The 17468-nt window shown below is 64.7% G+C and carries 15 protein-coding genes; 9 read left to right on the forward strand and 6 right to left on the reverse strand.

The window, feature by feature from the left end; all coding sequences use genetic code 11:
• From EN955_RS12520 to EN955_RS12545, 6 genes are all read left to right on the forward strand, one after another.
• Positions 1-364, forward strand: a 364-nt coding sequence (locus EN955_RS12520) for a CoA-transferase (RefSeq protein WP_281034481.1), incomplete at its 5' end; no start/stop codon positions are given.
• A 1-nt stretch (position 365) separates the two neighbouring features.
• Positions 366-1571: a 3-oxoadipyl-CoA thiolase gene (gene pcaF, locus EN955_RS12525; RefSeq protein WP_024504734.1), complete on the forward strand. Its 1206-nt coding sequence runs from the start codon at positions 366-368 to the stop codon at positions 1569-1571.
• A gap of 143 nt (positions 1572-1714) precedes the next feature.
• The gene (locus tag EN955_RS12530) at positions 1715-2746 is read left to right on the forward strand and encodes a BMP family protein (RefSeq protein ID WP_013528955.1); all 1032 of its coding nucleotides are present in this window, start codon (positions 1715-1717) and stop codon (positions 2744-2746) included.
• Between the two features lie 236 nt (positions 2747-2982).
• Positions 2983-4494: an ABC transporter ATP-binding protein gene (locus EN955_RS12535; protein ID WP_024504733.1), complete on the forward strand. Its 1512-nt coding sequence runs from the start codon at positions 2983-2985 to the stop codon at positions 4492-4494.
• Entirely contained in the window at positions 4494-5549 is a 1056-nt protein-coding gene (locus tag EN955_RS12540; RefSeq protein WP_024504732.1) for an ABC transporter permease, read from the forward strand. Before EN955_RS12535 ends, EN955_RS12540 begins: the two co-directional genes overlap by 1 nt.
• A complete protein-coding gene (locus tag EN955_RS12545; protein WP_013528958.1) occupies positions 5546-6490 on the forward strand; it encodes an ABC transporter permease in 945 nt (314 codons plus the stop codon). Before EN955_RS12540 ends, EN955_RS12545 begins: the two co-directional genes overlap by 4 nt.
• 27 nt (positions 6491-6517) lie before the next feature.
• Here EN955_RS12545 and EN955_RS12550 read toward each other — a convergent pair whose 3' ends face one another.
• On the reverse strand, positions 6518-7285 hold the full coding sequence (locus EN955_RS12550; protein WP_024504731.1) for an SDR family oxidoreductase: 768 nt from the start codon (positions 7283-7285) through the stop codon (positions 6518-6520).
• 289 nt (positions 7286-7574) lie between these two features.
• Here EN955_RS12550 and EN955_RS12555 point away from each other — a divergent pair, with 289 nt between their 5' ends.
• Together EN955_RS12555 and EN955_RS12560 are read left to right on the forward strand one after the other, a co-directional pair.
• Positions 7575-7730 (forward strand): hypothetical protein, encoded by a 156-nt coding sequence (locus tag EN955_RS12555; protein WP_013528960.1) that lies wholly within the window; start codon positions 7575-7577, stop codon positions 7728-7730.
• A gap of 110 nt (positions 7731-7840) precedes the next feature.
• Positions 7841-8782, forward strand: a complete 942-nt coding sequence (locus EN955_RS12560) for an LLM class flavin-dependent oxidoreductase (protein WP_013528961.1) — start codon at positions 7841-7843, stop codon at positions 8780-8782.
• A gap of 6 nt (positions 8783-8788) precedes the next feature.
• On the opposite strand, the gene EN955_RS12565 is transcribed toward EN955_RS12560, so the two are convergent.
• The 5 genes from EN955_RS12565 to EN955_RS12585 all read right to left on the reverse strand — a co-directional run bounded on the left by EN955_RS12565 (position 8789) and on the right by EN955_RS12585 (position 16414).
• Positions 8789-9475 (reverse strand): isochorismatase family cysteine hydrolase, encoded by a 687-nt coding sequence (locus tag EN955_RS12565; RefSeq protein WP_013528962.1) that lies wholly within the window; start codon positions 9473-9475, stop codon positions 8789-8791.
• 35 nt (positions 9476-9510) lie between these two features.
• Entirely contained in the window at positions 9511-11235 is a 1725-nt protein-coding gene (locus EN955_RS12570; protein ID WP_024504730.1) for an ABC transporter ATP-binding protein, read from the reverse strand.
• Positions 11236-11344: 109 nt separating this feature from the next.
• Complete coding sequence (fhuB, locus tag EN955_RS12575) at positions 11345-13348, reverse strand: Fe(3+)-hydroxamate ABC transporter permease FhuB (RefSeq protein ID WP_024504729.1); 2004 nt, start codon at positions 13346-13348, stop codon at positions 11345-11347.
• Positions 13345-14205, reverse strand: coding sequence for an ABC transporter substrate-binding protein (locus tag EN955_RS12580; protein ID WP_024504728.1), 861 nt, complete (start codon positions 14203-14205; stop codon positions 13345-13347). Before EN955_RS12580 ends, fhuB begins: the two co-directional genes overlap by 4 nt.
• A 25-nt stretch (positions 14206-14230) precedes the next feature.
• Positions 14231-16414: a TonB-dependent siderophore receptor gene (locus EN955_RS12585; protein ID WP_245265383.1), complete on the reverse strand. Its 2184-nt coding sequence runs from the start codon at positions 16412-16414 to the stop codon at positions 14231-14233.
• A gap of 212 nt (positions 16415-16626) precedes the next feature.
• On the opposite strand from EN955_RS12585, the gene EN955_RS12590 reads away from it, so the two are divergent.
• Positions 16627-17418, forward strand: coding sequence for an ATP-binding cassette domain-containing protein (locus EN955_RS12590; RefSeq protein ID WP_024504726.1), 792 nt, complete (start codon positions 16627-16629; stop codon positions 17416-17418).
• Positions 17419-17468: the final 50 nt, after the last annotated feature.

Raw genomic sequence — 17468 nt, forward strand, 5'->3', positions numbered from 1 at the left:
CATCACAATGGCGCAGACCACGCGCGGCATGGTCGAGAAGATCGACTTCTTCACCTCCTTCGGCCATGGCGAGGGTGGCGACCATCGCAAGCGGCTTGGCATCGACACATCAGGTCCGACCTTGCTGATCACCGATCTCGCCATCTGGAAGCCGGATCCGGTGACCAAGGAATTCACCGTCGTGTCGCTGCATCCGGGCGTCACGCGCCAGCAGGTGCAGGAGAGCTGTGGCTGGGTGGTAAAGTTCGCGGAGGCGCTTGACGAAACACCGGCGCCAAGCGAACTCGAATTGAAGACATTGCGCGACCTGCAGGCCCGCACCAAGGCGGCGCATGAGGGAACCGGAAAAGCAAAGGCTGCATGACATGGCCGAGGCCTACATCTGCGACTACATCCGCACGCCGATCGGCCGCTTCGGCGGTTCGCTGTCTTCGGTACGATCGGACGATCTAGGCGCCATCCCGCTGAGGGCACTGGTTGAGCGCAATGCCGGCATCGACTGGCAGGCGATCGACGATGTCGTCTATGGCTGCGCCAACCAGGCCGGCGAGGACAATCGCAACGTAGCGCGCATGGCGCTGCTGCTGGCAGGGCTGCCAAAGGAGGTCCCGGGCTCGACCGTCAATCGCCTGTGCGGCTCCGGCATGGATGCGCTGACCATTGCCGCCCGAGCCATCAAGGCCGGCGAGGCGGAGCTGATGATCGCGGGCGGCGTCGAATCGATGAGCCGGGCACCCTTCGTCATGCCCAAGGCCGACACGGCGTTCTCGCGCAATGCCGAGATTTACGACACCACCATCGGCTGGCGCTTCGTCAACCCGCTGATGAAGAAGCAGTATGGCGTCGATTCCATGCCGGAAACCGGCGAGAACGTCGCCGAGGATTTTTCGGTGTCGCGGGCCGACCAGGACGCCTTCGCAGTGCGCAGCCAGAACAAGGCCGTCGCCGCACAAGCCAATGGAAGATTGGCGAAGGAGATCACCCCAGTGACCATCCTGCAGCGCAAGGGCGATGCGCTCATTGTCAGCAAGGATGAACACCCCCGCGCAGGCTCAACGGTCGAGGCGCTAGCCAAGCTGCCGACGCCGTTCCGGCAGGGCGGCACGGTGACGGCCGGCAACGCCTCCGGCGTCAATGACGGCGCGGCGGTGCTGATCGTTGCCTCCGAGGCGGCGGTGAAAAAGTATGGGCTGACGCCGATCGCCCGCATCGTCGGCGGAGCCGCCGCAGGTGTGGCGCCGCGCATCATGGGCATCGGCCCGGTGCCGGCGACGCAAAAACTCTGCGCGCGGCTTGGCCTGACGCCAAAACAGTTCGACGTCATCGAGCTCAACGAAGCCTTTGCCTCGCAAGGCATCGCCGTGCTGCGCCAGCTCGGCATTGCCGAGGACGCCGAACACGTCAACCCGAATGGCGGCGCCATCGCGCTCGGCCATCCCCTGGGCATGTCGGGCGCCCGCATATCCGGCACGGCGGCGCTGGAGCTTCGCGAGCGCGGCGGCCGGTATGCGCTTGCCACCATGTGCATCGGCGTCGGCCAGGGCATCGCGATCGCGCTGGAACGGGTCTGATCGGCAAGTCTCTCCGGCTAACTTCGAGAATCCGGTGCGGTCAAATTTGACCACGTGGACAAAAGTCCGGACCCGTTCCATAGTTCCTCGTCTGATTTTTAGAACAGCCGGCTCGACACGGCTGTCGAACAGAGGGGAATACAATGGAAAACCGAAAGAACAGATTTCAATCCGCACGCGAAGGGCTTTCGCGACGCAATGTGCTGGAGTTGGGCGCGCTTGGCCTGGCTGCGGCAATGCTGCCGGGCGCTGCCTTCGGCAAGGACAAGAAACTGAAGGTGGCGGCGATCTTCGCTACGCCGATCGAGGAGCCATGGGACAACCAGATCCATGTCGCCCTGCAGAAGGCCGAGAAGGAACTCGGCATCGAATACAAATGGTCGGAGAAGGTGCAGACCGCCGATTTCAGCCGCGTCATGCGCGAATACGCGCAAGGCGGCTACCAGCTGGTGCTGGGTGATGCCTTCGCCGCCGAGCGTGAGTCGCGCCGCACCGCCAAGCAGTTCCCGAAGACCGCCTGGCTGTTCGGCTCGGGTGCCGGGCCGGCGGAACCGAATTTCGGCGTGTTCGACAACTGGATCCACGAGCCCGCCTATCTCTCCGGCATGATCGCCGGCAAGATGTCGAAGTCGGGCACGATCGGCGCTGTCGCGGCGATGGGCATTCCGGAAGTGAACCGGCTGGTCAACGCCTTCTTCGCCGGTGCCAAGGAGGTCAACCCGAACATCAAGAAGAAGGTCGCCTTCATCGGCTCTTTCTTCGATCCGCCCAAGGCCAAGGAAGCGGCGGTCGCGCAGATCGACGCCGGTGTCGACGTCATCTATGCCGAGCGCTTCGGTGTCATCGAAGCGGCGGTCGACAAGAAGATCCTTGCCATCTCCAACATGTCCGACCAGTCGAGTCTCGGCCCGGATACGGTCATCACCGGCCCGGTCTGGGACATGTATCCGACGGTCGAACAGGCGATCAAGCTGGTCAAGGCCGGCGTCTTCACCGCGCAGGACTATGGCGACTTCTCGCGCATGGCCAAGGGCGGCTCGCATCTGGCGCCTTACCACAAGTTCGACAAGACGCTGCCGGCTGATGTGAAGGAGCTGGTCGAAAAGAAGAAAGCCGAGATCCTCGAAGGCAATTTCCGCGTCGACGTGGACGAGAACACGCCGGTTTCGGATTGAGTTCTGGTTTGAGGGGCTGGCGCTAGGCGCCCCCCTCTGTCCTGCCGGACATCTCCCCCTCAAGGAGGGAGATTAGCAGTTTCGGCGACGCGCTGTTCTTTCAAGAAAATTGGCGAAAGCCGATATGACATCCAATCTCCCCCTTGAGGGGGAGATGGCCGGCAGGCCAGAGGGGGGTGCAGCGTATTCCTCTCAATCAAAGCTGAATCGCAAAGCCCGTCCGTTCAGGAGCCCCCTTGTCCGCCCCCCTCATCGAAATGCGCGGCATCACCAAGAGCTTCGGCGCCGTCAAGGCGAACGAGGCCGTTGATCTCAGCGTCGCGCCGGGCGAAATCCTCGGGTTGCTGGGCGAGAACGGCGCCGGCAAGACGACGCTGATGAATGTGCTGTTCGGCGCCTATGCGCCCGACGCCGGCGAGATTCTCATCCAGGGCAGGCCGGTGCGGATCACAAGTTCCGCCGATGCGCTAGCCGCCGGCATCGGCATGGTGCACCAGCATTTTCATCTGGCGCCAAGGCTGACGGTGCTGGAGAACCTGCTGATAGGCATTCCCGGCAAGACAGGGCGGATCGACCGCGCCGGCGGGCTGGCGCGGCTGGCCGAGATCGGCCGCCAGCATGGGCTGACGCTTGATCCCGATCTTCCGGTCTCGGCGCTGTCGGTCGGCGAGCAGCAGCGGCTCGAAATCGTCAAGGCACTGTTTCGCGGCGCCAGGCTCTTGATCCTCGACGAGCCGACGGCGGTGCTGGCGCCGAGCGAGGTCGACGGGCTGTTTTCGGCGTTGCGGTCGATGGCGGCGCAAGGGCTCGGCATCATCTTCATCTCGCACAAGCTCAACGAGGTGCGGGCACTGACGCATCGCTGCACAGTGCTGCGGCATGGGCGCGTCGCCGGCCGCGTCGACGATCCCGCCAACACGACATCGTCCGCAATGGCGCAACTGATGTGCGGCCATGAGATCGTGCCGCCGGCGCGGGGACAGTCGACGCCCGGTGCTGCGGTGCTGACCCTCGACGGCATTTCCACCTCGCGTCATTCGGGTACGGCGCTGCGCGACGTGTCGCTTGCCGTGCGTGCAGGCGAAATCCTCGGCATTGCCGGCGTGTCGGGCAATGGCCAGCGCGCGCTGGCGGAGGTCATCTCCGGCGTGCGCGTACCTGACGCCGGCCGGATGACGATCGCCGGCCAGAAAGTCTCACGCTTTTCGCCGCGCGAAGTGCAGGCGCTCGGTCTTGGCCGCATCCCGGAAGACCGTATGACGACGGGGCTGGTTACCAACCTGCCGCTCGCGGATTCGATGGTGTTGCCGCGCATCGGCACCGCCGCGTTCAGCAGCAAGGGCCTGCTCAAGCCGGATGCGATCCGCGCCTTCGCGGAAGAGCAGATCAAGGCCTATGATATAAGGTGCCCTGGGCCGATGACCCGCGCCGGGGCGCTGTCCGGCGGCAATCTGCAGAAGGCGCTCTTGGCACGCGAACTGGCCTTCGACCCGAAGGTTCTGATCGTCTCGCAACCGACGCGCGGGCTCGATATCGGCGCGGCGCGTTTCATCCACGAAAAGTTCCTCGACATGCGGGCCAAGGGCTGCGGCATCATCGTCATCGGCGAAGATCTGGAAGAGCTGCTGGTGCTCTGCGATCGCATCGCGGTGATGTATGAGGGCCGCATTGTCGGCACGCTCGACAGCGCCGATGCGACGATCGCACAGCTCGGCCTGATGATGACCGGGGCGGAGGGGCACAGCTGATGTTTCGCCTGGAAGTCCGCACCTCTACGCCGGCCTGGTTCAACCTCGCTTTGCCGCTGCTGGCTATCGGCGCTACGCTTGTCCTGTGCAGTGGCCTGATCGCGCTGGCCGGCGCCGGCGTGCTCAATGCGTATGGCGTGATGTTCACGGCCTCGCTGGGCGACAGCTATGCGATCACCGAAACGATGGTGCGCGCCGCGCCGATGATCTTCACCGGACTGGCGGTGGCGGTCGCCTTCCGGGCAAAATTCTGGAACATCGGCGCCGAGGGTCAATTGCTGGCCGGCGCGGTGGCCAGCTGCTTTGTCGGCGCCATCCCGATGCCGGGACCGCTCGCCATGGTGTTGATGGCGGTCGCAGGCGCTGCGGCCGGGGCCGCGGTCGCGCTGGTGCCGGCGACCCTCAGGGTAAAATTCAAGGTCGACGATGTCGTCAGTTCGCTGCTGCTCAATTCGGTCATCTACTACGCGCTGATGGCGCTGATCGAAGGACCGTGGAAGGACTCCTTCAGCGGCTATCCGATCTCGCCGCCGATAGAGGATTCGGCCAATTTCCCTGTGCTGATCGAAGGTACAAGGCTGCATCTCGGCGTTATCGTGGCGCTGCTGGCGGCACCGCTGATCTGGTTCCTGATCGTGCGCACCACGCTCGGCTTCAGGATAAGGGTCACCGGCGAAAACCCGGAAGCGGCCAGATATGGCGGCATCCATGTCGAGCGCGTGCTGATCTCGACAGCGCTGCTGTCCGGCGCGCTGGCCGGACTGGCCGGCGTCGGCGAGGTCGGCGGCGTGCATTTCCAGGTGATGAGCGACATCTCGCCGGGCTACGGCTATTCCGGCATCGTCGTTGCCATGCTGGCGCGGCTCAACCCGCTTGGCGTCGTGCCGGCGGCGATCTTCCTTGCCGCCGTGATGACCGGCGCCGAGGCGATGTCGCGGGCGACCGGCGTGCCGGCCTTCCTCAGCGATGTCATCCAGGGCACCGCACTGCTCGCCATGCTGGTGGCGCTGCTGTTCACCGCCTATCGCATCCGCCGCGTCGGGGTTGCCCGATGAGCGCGGTGTTCGAACAGATCTTCCAGGTCGGCTTTCTGGCCGCGATCATCCGCATCGCCACGCCGCTGGCTTTTGCAACGCTGGGCGAAATGTTCTCGGAACGGGCAGGCGTGCTCAATCTCGGCATCGAAGGCATCATGCTTTTGTCGGCGATGACAGGCTTCACCGCTGCCAGCCTCAGCGGCAGCCTGTGGCTCGGCGTGCTGGCGGCGGTGCTGACCGGCATGCTGATGGGTGCGCTGCATGCGTTGTTCACGGTGGTGCTCGGCCTCAGCCAGCATGTCTGCGGCATCGGCGTGACGCTGTTCTCGTCGGGCCTTGCCTATTTCCTCTACCGGCTGATCTTCGGCCAGCAGTCTGTGCCGCCCAACATCAATGGTTTTCAGACGCTGCCGATCCCGATCCTGTCCGACATTCCGGTGCTCGGGCCGGCGGTGTTCAACCAGTTCGCGCTGGTCTACATGGCGATCCTGGCCATTCCGTTGGCCGCTTTCATACTCTACCGCACGCCATGGGGCCTGTCGGTGCGCATGGTCGGTGAAAATCCGCGTGCTGCCGATTCGGCCGGTGTCAGCGTCATCGCCACGCGCTTTCAGGCGGTTGTCCTCGGCGGCGCGCTGATGGGGCTGGCCGGCGCCTTCCTGTCGATGGCGCAGTTCAACGCCTTCACCTTCGGCGTCGTCTCCGGGCGCGGCTGGGTGGCGATCGCGCTGGTCGTCTTCGGTCGCTGGGATCCATGGCGCTCGGCGGGTGCGGCACTTCTGTTCGCCTTCGTCGATGCCTTGCAGCTGCGCATGCAGGCGAGCGGGCTCGGACACATCCCCTACGAGGCGTTCCTGATGCTGCCGTTCATCTTCACCATCGTCGCCATGGCTGTGATGTCGCGCAACGCGGTGGCACCGTCGGCGCTGCTCAAGCCATTTAGACGGGAAGAGCGCTGACAGCCGGGCGGCTGTCGGCGTAGCTGTTCACATCGCGGTAAAACCGTTGTCGACGAACAGATGCGTGCCGTTGACGAAGCTCGACTCGTCGCTGGCGAGGTAAAGCGCCGCCCTCGCCACCTCTTCCGGCTCGCCGATGCGGCCCTGCTGCGCGGCCAGCGCTGCGTCCGAGACATCGACGCCGAGCCTGCCGAGGTCGGCAACCTCGCGCAGGCCGTGCGGCGTGCGGATGAAGCCCGGGCAGACGGCGTTGCAGCGGATGTTGCGGTCGCGGAACTCGACGGCGATGGCGCGGGCGAACATGTGGCAGGCGCCCTTGGTGGTGTCATAGAGCACTTCGTTGGGAGTAGCCGCCACCGCCGAGATCGACGAGGTGCAGACGATCGAGCCGCCGCCCGCCGCAATCATGCCGGGCAAAACGGCGCGCGTCATCAGGAACATCGAGCGCACATTGACGGCATGCAGCCAATCCCATTCCTGCACCGTGGTCTCCAGGAAGGGCTTTATCACGATGGTGCCGGCGTGGTTGAACAGCACGGTGATGGGCCCGAGTTTTTCGATAGCACCCTTCACGGCGGCTTCGACCTGTGCCTCGTCGGAGACGTCGGCGACAAAATGCTCGGCGACATGGCCGCGTGCCCTGATTGTCGCTGCGGTTGCGGCGGCCGCCTCGCCGTTGCGGTCGATGATCGCCACCTTGGCGCCTTCGGCGGCGAACAGCTCCGAGGCTGCTCCACCCATTCCCGTCGCGCCGCCCGAAATGATGGCGACCTTGCCGGCCAGTCTTGTGCCCATTTTTTTTGCCCCTATGTGACGATTTCGCTTTGCTGGTTGGGCGATGCTACCGCGCCGGCGCCGGGCGGCCAATCCACGAATTGAGTGCCGCGAGGCCAAGGTCATAGGTCCATTCGGACGCAGACCCGAAAACGGACGCGCCATACGGATCGGCCGCCCGAGTGCCCCTGTAAGCAAGTGGCTACCAACTTCCCATCACCTAAGAGAAAATTATTCTAGATTTGACCGAAAAATAGCAATCGACAAAGTCTACAAGTTTTATAGATTAACCGACGAGACGGAGGTCGATATGTCCTATATCCAGAACGCCCAGACGGATCGCAGTGGTCAGCGGGCGGCCAATGCCCAGACCTTCCGCCCGGCCTATGCCGGGGCTTTCGCCTATCTCGTCTTTGCCCTTGCGTTCGTGTTCACCGGGGCCGTTGTTCTGGGTCTTATTCCCTGAGTCGTCAGATCGACCGGGGTTAGCTGCCCCACCACTTACAGGCAATTGGAGTTGAATGAACCGAATCCTCGGCGTGCTTTCGCGCGCCCGACACCACGGAGGACATGGCAATGCCGATCGAGTTCACGCATATTCCCGGCAAGACCGCCGATGCCGCGGTTCCTTTTTTCTACGACTTTGCCGAGACCGCGACCAAGCTCGGGCTGATCGAGGACGGCGGCTTCCGCAAGATCGTCGTCGACGATTCGGCCGGACTGCTGACCAACATGGATCTTGCGGCCCAGGTGCTCGATCGCACCTCGTCGCTGGAAGTCGTGCTCACCCATTGGGCGGGCGTGGTCGAACCGACTGTGGCGGCCCGCCAACTGGCGTCGATCGACAGGCAAAGCGGCGGACGCCTGGCGCTGAGAATGATCAGCGAGCCGCTGAGCGATGCCGACGCCGAAACACGGCCGGTCGGGCACACCGTCATCTGGCAGCGAATAGACGAATATCTGGTGCTGCTGAAGCGGCTGTGGTCGAACGACCGGCCCTTCGACCACGAAGGAACGTTCTACAGCATCAAGGGCGGCTACGTGCCGCGCAAGGGACCGCACGGCGCCGACCTGGTCATCCGCATGGGCGGGCAGTCCGGAACGGCGCTCAAGGTGGCCGGCCGGCATGCCGATGTCTTTGAACTGGCGCCGGGCTCGATCGACGAGATCCGGCAATTGATGGAGCGGGTGCGCCGCTCCGCCGCCGAACATGGCCGGGCCGGCAAGCTGCGCTTCGCGCTTCCGGTCGGGATTCACCAGGGTGCTTCCGCCTCCGGCCACAAGGCGGTCGATGTTGCCGGGCCGCCAGCCCAGGCCGCCCTGTCGCTGCTTGCCTATGCAGCCCTCGGGATCGATGAATTCATGATTGTCGGCGTCGACACGCCACGCGAGATCGCAACGCTCGGCCGGGAAACGATCGCCCTGCTGCGCAATTCGCTGGCGCGTCGCGAACACGAGGCATTCCAGCCTGGAGCATATGCGTCTCGTGCAGGATTGGAGACGCGCGCAACGGGCTGAAGTCCTTCAGCCTTTTGTTGCCTCGGGCCTGTCGCCAAGCCGCGACAGGCCTTCAATGACAGCGCCCGAATCCGCCAGCGCGCCGAAGACGCCATCTTCGACCGTCACCATATGAAGCGCGGCCTCGTGGGCTTGTTTGTCGCCGCTGGCGCAGGCGTCGGAAATCGTCAGGCATTGAAAGTTGCGGTCGCAGGCTTCGCGCAGCGTGGTGTGGACGCAGACATCCGTCGTGCATCCGGAAAACATGAGATGCGTGATGCCTTGCGCGCGGAGCACAAGCTCGAAATCCGTATAAATGAAGGCGCTGTTGCAGGTCTTGTCGACGATGATGTCGTGCGGTGCCACGTCGATCTCCGGAACGATCTGGAACCCCGTGCCCGAGCGCAGCAGGATATCGGTGCCGTCGAGACCGGAGCGCTTGCGGCGCCATTTTTCGTAAGGCGTCATATCGGCCATGTCGGCCCTATAGCCCTGCCTGGTATGGATGACCCTGACGCCGGCCTTGCGCGCGGCCGCGATCAGCCGGCTCACCGTCGGCAGGATCGCTCTCAGAGGCGACGGATCATAGCCCTGCCTGGCGAAGTAGCCCGTCGTCGACAGGAAATCCTGCTGCAGGTCGATGACGATCAGCGCGGTGTTTTCGGCCACCAGCCTGCCGTCAAAGGGAAAGTCGAAGGGCGTTGCCTTGATCATCCGGGGGCTCCCTGCTTGGCCGCTACCATAGTGGATCAACGCGATGACACCAGATGCTGGGCGTCGTGCAGGCGTCGATAGATGCCGCCGGCACGGATCAGTTCGCTGTGCGACCCCTGCTCGACGACGCCCGACTCCGAGACGACGACGATGCGGTCGGCGCCGCGGATCGTGGCCAGCCGGTGTGCGATGACCAGCGTGGTTCGGCCTTCGGCAAGTTCGGCCAGCGATTTCTGGATTTCGCGCTCGGTCTCGGTGTCGAGCGCCGACGTCGCCTCGTCGAGGATCAGGATCGGCGGGTTCTTCAAGAACATACGGGCAATCGCCAGCCGCTGCTTCTGGCCGCCGGACAGTTTTACGCCGCGCTCGCCGATGATCGTGTCGTAACCGGCCGGCAGGCCTGATATCATGCCGTCGAGCTGCGCCCGCCGCGCGGCATCGGCGATGGCGTCGTCGGAGGCGCCGAGACGGCCATAGGCAATGTTTTCGCGGATCGAGCCGCCGAACAGGAAGACATCCTGCTGGACGATGCCGATCTGGCCGCGCAGCGAAGCGAGCGTCATGTCCCTGATATCGATGCCGTCGATGCTGATCCGCCCGGCGCTGACTTCGTAGAACCGCGGCAGCAGCGAGCATATGGTGGTCTTGCCGGCACCTGACGGCCCGACGAAGGCGATGGTTTCGCCGGCGCGGATGGTGAGATCGATATCCCTGAGCACCGGCTTGCCGTCGCCATAGCCGAAGCTCACACCGCGATATTTGATGTCGCCCTTGAGGCCGCTGGCGGTAACGGCACCGGCCCGGTCGGCGATGTCGGGTTCGGTGTCGAGCAACTCTGTGTAGCGGCGGAAGCCGGCAATGCCTTTTGGATAGGTCTCGATCACCGAATTGATCTTCTCGATCGGCCGCACGAAGACGCCGACCAAAAGCAGGAAGCCGACGAAGCCGCCATTGCTCAGGCCTCCCGTGATGACGAGGTAGCTGCCGGCAATCATGACCACGAGCTGGATCAGCCTTATGCCCATGTAGTTCAGCGAATTGCTGGCCGACATGATGCGGTAGGCGTCGAGCTTGGTCTGGCGGTAGCGCTGGTTGTCATGCGCGAACAGCGTGCGCTCATGCTCCTCGTTGGCGAAGGCCTGGACGACGCGCATGCCGCCGACATTCTCCTCGATGCGGACGTTGAAATCGCCGACACGCCGGTAGAGCGCCTGCCAGTTGCGCTCCATGCGGTCGCCGTAGCGCATCGTCACCCAGGCGATCAGAGGCACGATCACCGCCGTGATCAGCGCCAGATGCATGTTGACCGTGAACATCAGCACGAAGGCGCCGGCGAACGTCATGATGGCGATGAACAGGTCCTCGGGGCCATGATGCGCGATCTCGCCGATCTCCTCGAGATCCTTGGTGACGCGACCGACGAGATGGCCGGTCTTGTGGTTGTCGTAGAAGCGGAACGACAGTTTCTGCAGATGATCGAAGCTCTTGCGCCGCATCTCGGTCTCGATGTTGATGCCAAGCATGTGGCCCCAATAGGTGACGACCGCCATCAGCACCGTGTTGAGCAGATAGATTACCAGCAGCCCGGCCGAGGCGATGATGATCAGCGTCCAGTCCTGCCGTGGCAGGAGCTGGTCGACGAAGGTGCGGACCGCCATGGGAAAGCCGAGTTCGAGCAGGCCGGCCAGCACCGCGCAGGAGAAGTCGAGCGCGAACAGCCCCTTCCAGGGCGCGTAATAGGACAGGAAACGTCTGATCATCGAGGTGAACCGCAAGCTGTCTTGATGGACGCGGCGAGGGCACCGGCCGCCATCGATGGGCGCTGCTTACAATCGGCAGGGCAGGGTCGGCAATATGCCAGGGCCGACTTCATTGCCTGCCTTTCCACATCAGCGCCATGAAATAGGGGCCGCCGACGAAGGCGGCGATGAGCCCGGCCGGCACCTGCCAGGGAAAGATCAGCGTCCGGCCTGCCCAGTCGGCGGCAACGAGGATCAGCCCGCCTGTCATGGCCGAGGCCAGAAGCTGCGGCACGGCACGGCGGAAGCCGAGCATGCGCGCGAGATGCGGCGCCATCAGGCCGACGAAGCTCAGCGGGCCGATGACCAATGTCGCGGTTGCGGTGGCCAGCGCGGTAAGTGCCAGCAGAATGGCGCGAACCCGTCCAAGCCGCAGGCCAAGGCCACGCGCGGCAGTTTCGCCGAGCGGCACTATATCGAGCCAGCGCGCCGTCAGCGGCGCCAGCGCGAGGACGGCGACCGCGACCGCAGCGGCAGTGAAGGCATCATTGGGCGTTGCGCGATAGGTCGATCCCGATAGCCAGGCGAGCAGGAAGCCCGTGCGCGGATCGCCGCTGGCCAGAAGCAGCGCGGCGAAGGCCGACGCGACCGTCGCCACGGCGACGCCGGCAAGCAGCAGCCGCGCCGGCGACAGTGCATTGCGCCGCCCGACCAGCACGACGATCGTCAGCGCCAGCAAGGCGCCCGCGAGTGCGGCGCCGAGCATTGCCGCGCGGTCGAAGCCGTCGCTGAGCAACAGCAGCGCCAGCACGCCGAAAGAGGCGCCGCCGGAAATGCCGAGCACTTCGGGTGCTGCCATCGGGTTGCCGGTCATGCGCTGCATCAGCGTGCCGGCGACCGCGAGCAGGACGCCCGCCGACAGGGCGACGACGACGCGAGGCGCGCGCAGGGCAAGCAGCTCGGTCAAATCCTCGGATGCGATCCAGTGCCAACCGCCTGCGCCACGGCCAAAGCCCATTGCGACGACAACCGCGAGGATGAGCGCCAGCAGGCCGGCGATCAACGGCAGGCCGTTTGTCGGCAGGCGTACGGACGACATCATATCGGCCTGCCTTTCGGGGGTGGTTCGCATTCGCGGCAACAGGAACAGCAGCAGCGGCGCGCCGAGCAAAGCGGTCGCGGTGCCGGCGGGGATTTCGCCGGCGAACGGCAGATGCTGCACCAGACGGTCGGTGAGCCAGAGCAGGGCGCCGCCGACCAGCGGCGACCAGACCAGGCGGCGGCCAAGCGTGCGCGCTCCGGCCAGCCGCGCCAGCGCCGGGGCAGCGAGCGCCACGAACCCGATGACGCCGACCTCGGCGACGACCAACGCGCCAAGCGAGACGGCGACAGCCATGCCGGCAAGGCGGATGACGGCCGGGCGGGTGCCGAGCGATGCCGCGCCGTCGTCGCTGAGATCGAGCAGGCGTAGCGGTCGCCAGAGCAGGAACGCGGCGCAGATGCCGGCCAGCAGCCACGGCGCCAGAGCAACGACGGCCGCATCGCCATTCTGCACCAGCGAGCCGCTCTGCCAGATGAACAGCTCCTCGGTGTATTCGCGGTTGAGCGCCATCAGCAGCGCGCCGGCCGAACCGAAAGTGAGGCTGACGACGAGGCCGGCGATGATGATCGACACTGGCGAAAAGCTGCGCCCGCGCGCCAGTGCGAAAACGGCTGATGTGGCGAGAGCGCCGCCAGCCAGCGCCACCCCTTCACGGCCGCCTTCCAGCAGCCATGGTGCGTAGAGGGTGGCGGCCGCCAAAGCGAGGCTTGCTCCGGCATTGGTGCCGATCGTGGTCGGCTCGGCCAGCGGGTTGCGCAGCACATGCTGCATGACGACACCGGCGAGACCGAGCGCCGCGCCGGCCAGCACGCTGACGGCGACACGTGGCAGGAAAGCATAGCGATACAGCAACTGCACTGGATCGGATGTGTCGGGGGCGGTGAGCGCCTGCCACCACAGGTGCGCCGGCAGAAGGTGGATGAGATCGATGACGCTCAGCACCAGCGCCAGACCCGCGGGCACGGCCACCAGCAGGATGAGCGCGCCGATGCCGTCGCGCTGTCGCGGCAGGGACATTGCCTGAGCGATCATGCCGCTGCCACGAATTCGGCGAAACGCGCGGCGGCAGTAAGACCGCCGAACGGCCAGACCGGCGGAATGGTCCGCACCTGGCCGTTCCGGACGCAGGGCAGATTGGCCCAGAGCGAGTTGCGGGCGATCCTGATCCTGACGTGCGGCGGGATCGGATCGAGCGAGATCAGTTGCGCCTCGCCGACGGCGACCAGTTCCTCGATGCCGACCGTCGAAAAACCCCATTCATTGGTGGCGCCAGTCCAGGCATTGACGAGGCCGAGCCGGTCGAGGACGTCCTGCAGCAGGCTGCCGGCGCCGTAGACGCGGACATGGCGATCGTCGAACATGCTGACGACGCAGACCGGTTTTTGCGCCGCCCGCTCCAGCCTGGCACGCGCTTGGGCGATCGAGGCTTCGGTGCGCCCGACAAGGTTTTCTGCTTCCGTCCCACGGCCAAGCATGTCGCCAAGCTGCAGCGTCACCTGCTGCGCCTGCGCGTAAGGTGGAGCCTTGCCGCTGTAGAACGGCACATTGAAGGTCGGCGCCAATCTGGTGAAGCTGTTCTCGTCCAAGCCATAGCCATAGGCGCCGACGATCAGGTCGGGCCGCAATTCCCGAAGCAGTTCGAGATTGGGCTCGCTGCGCGATCCCAGGTCGATGGTGGCCTGCGGCAGCGCCGGGCCCTGGACCCAGTCGCCATAACCCCTGGTGTCGCCGACGGCGAGCGGCGACACGCCGAGCGAGACCACCATTTCGGCCGATGTCCATTCCAGGCAGACGACGCGGGCAGGTGCCGCGCGTGCCGTGCCGCCCGGCAAAGCGAGGCCGGTCGCGGCGAGGCCGGCAAGATACTGGCGCCGTGTCAGCGCCGCCATTTTGGGCCGGCCCGCCACATTGCTTCTACCATGTGTATTTCACCGAACCGTTGATCCTGCGGCCCTCGCCGTAGAAGCAGCCGAAGCCCGAGGAGAAGCAGGAGGCGACGTAGCGTTTGTCGAACAGATTGCTGGCATTGGGGCTGAGCGTGGCGTTCTGCCAGGCGTAATGCACCGCCGCGTCGGCGAGCACGACCGACGGAACCTTGAAGCTGTTGGCGTCGTCGCCATAGGTCGAGCCGACATAGCGGACACCGGCGCCCAGGCCGAGACCTTCGAGCTTGCCGCTCATGAAGGTGTAATTGGCCCAAAGCGATGCGGAATGGGCCGGCACGCCGAAGGGCGTGTTGCCCTCGTTGCTGACCCAGACGCCGTTGACGTCTTCGACAGCGGTCGCCCTGGTGATCTTCGTGTCGAGATAGGTGTAGGCCGCTCTCAGGTCGAAGCCGGAATCGAGGCTGGCAACGGCCTCGAATTCCACGCCGCGCGAACGGATCTCACCGGTCTGGAACAGATCGTTGGGTGAGCCCTCATTACCGGAACGCACGACATTCTGTCGGGTCAGGTCGAAAACCGATGCCGTAATGAAGGAATTCCAGCCAGTCGGCTGGTACTTCAGGCCGATCTCGTACTGCCTGCCGGTCTCGGGCACGAACAGATTGCCGTCGCTATCGGCGCCGGCCACCGGCTGGAACGACTCGGAATAGCTGACATAGGGTGCCAGGCCGTTGTCTGCGAGATAGACCAGGCCGGCGCGGCTGGTGAAGGCGTTGTCCTTCTGCTCGGGAATGTAGCCGCCGGCCAGATTGTCGTAGACCTTGGCATCCGACCAATCCTGGCGGCCGCCAAGGGTCAGCCGCCAGTTGCCGAACTTGACCTGGTCCTGGGCATAGAGACCGACCTGCTGCTGGGTGGTGTCGGTATCGGTGTAGGGCGTCAGATCGGTGATCGGGTACCCGTAAACCGGATCGAAGATGTTGAAACCGTCCTCGACGGTCCCTTCCGAGGCATAGTCGCGGTAAGTGTAGCGTTTGTAGTCGAGGCCGACGAGCAGCGTGTGGGCAAGCGGCCCGGTGTCGAAATCGGCTTGTGCCTGGTTGTCGATGGTGACGCCGCTGAGTTTGGTGCCGCCGGCATCTGCGTAACGGTAGTAGTCGCCGCTTGAAGGTTCCAGGCCGTTCGAGTCCGTCAGTCCGCCACCAAAGACGCCCTCCTCGGTGTGGGTGAGGTGGACGTAGCGGGCATGCTGTCGCACCTGCCAAGTTTCGTTGAAACGGTGATCGAATTCGTAGCCGATCGAGGCCTGGTCGTTGTTGTAGGAATCGAAGCCGGGTTCGCCGACGAACATGCTGTTCGGCAGGTACTTGCCGTCCTTGCCCGGTATGACCGTGCCGTAGGCAGGCAGGTACTGCATCGCCCATCCCGAGCGGTCGCGCTGATAGTTGGCGAGGATGGTCAGGCTGGTGTCGGCATCGGGCTGCCAGGTGATCGCCGGCGCGATGAAGATGCGATCGTCCTTGACGAAATCGGTCTGCGTGTCGCCCATGTGAGCGGCACCGGTGAGGCGAAACAGCAGCGACTTGTCGGCGTTCACGGCACCGCTGAAATCGAACTTGCCTTCATAGCGATTGAAGCTGCCGCCACCGAGTTCGATCTCGCGCAGGTTTTCCTCGGTCGGCCGCTTGCTGACATAGTTGATGATGCCGCCGGGGCTTGCCTGGCCATAAAGCACCGAGGCTGGTCCGCGCAGCACTTCGTAACGTTCCGCCCCGTAGGAATCGAGCGCGGTGAACAGGGTGAAATTGCTCTCCTTGAGCTGCAGCCCGTCCTTGTAGAAGACGCCGTTGGCGTTCGAAATGCCGCGCAATTGCAGGCCGAGGCCGCGATTGTCGGTGCCGTAGAGATCGCCAGTGGCGCCGGGCGTGTAGCGCAGAACGCCGCCGAGATTGTCGATCGCCTGTGCTTCCATCTGGCCCTTGGTGATCACCGATATCGACTGTGGCGTCTCGATCAGCGGCGTGTCGGTCTTGGTGCCGGTGGAGCCCTTGGTGGCCACGTAGCCCTTGACCGGCCCGAAGGCGCTTTCGACACGTTCCTGGACGTTGATCGGGTCCAGGGTGGTGGTGACCGTCTCCTGGGCCAGTGCATGGCCGCAGCCAAGCAGGGCCGGCACCGACACCGCTGCGATCAGCAGGCGCTTTCGCGCCATCCGGTCCTGCCAAATCAGTCCACGTCCCGAGATCATCCTGCGCCCCCTTTTCCAAATTTCATGTCGATATTGCCGGTCGCGACGATTTGTTGATCGTTGCAGTCATCTTCAATGTTGACTAGTAAGGTCATGTTTCATAGTCAACCGGGCATGAGCCGTCGAAAGCCGGAATCTGGAAATGCGGGCGGCCGCACTGGAGAAAAGCCATGAGCATGGCTGGAATTGATGCCCAGACTGCCTTCCATATCGACGCGGTGCGCTTTGCCGTCGGCGAGCGGACGCTGCTCGGTCCGGTCTCGCTCGAACTGGAGCGCTCGCGCGTCTATGGGCTGATCGGCCACAATGGTTCGGGCAAGTCGACGCTGATCAAGCTCATGGCGCGCCAACAGCCGGCGAGTTCAGGCGCCATCACTTTCGCCAGGCGTCCGTTGCCGCAATGGGGCGCCCGCGAATTTGCCCGCGCGCTTGCCTATCTGCCGCAGACGACACCGGCGGCGACCGGCCTGACCGTGCGCGAACTGGCGACGTTGGGACGCTATCCCTGGCATGGCGCGCTTGGCCGCTTCCGCGCGCAGGACAGGCAGCATGTCGACGAGGCGCTGGCCCTGACCGACATGGACGGGTTCGCGGATCGGCTGGTGGACGAATTGTCGGGCGGCGAGCGCCAGCGCGCCTGGCTCGCCATGCTGGTGGCGCAGAACGCCGGCGTCATGCTGCTCGACGAGCCGATCTCGGCACTCGACATCGCCCATCAGGTCGAGGTGCTCGGGCTGGTCAAGGAACTCAGCCGCAAACGCGACCTGTGCGTCGTCGTCGTGCTGCACGATCCCAACATGGCGGCGCGCTACTGCGACGAGCTGATCGCGCTCAAGGACGGCAAGCTGCTGACGCGCGGCACACCAGCCGAGATCATGCGCAGCGATGTGCTGAAAGGCATTTTCGGCGTGGAGATGGGCGTGTTCGCGCACCCCGTCACCGGCCAGCCTGTCGGCTATGTGCAGTGACGAGATCTGGTGCGGCGGCGGGAAATAGAAGGCGGCTGGCCGCTGTGAGA

This window comes from Mesorhizobium sp. M7A.F.Ca.CA.001.04.2.1 (assembly GCF_003998485.1).
In the GTDB taxonomy this organism is placed as follows: Bacteria; Pseudomonadota; Alphaproteobacteria; order Rhizobiales; family Rhizobiaceae; genus Mesorhizobium; species Mesorhizobium ciceri.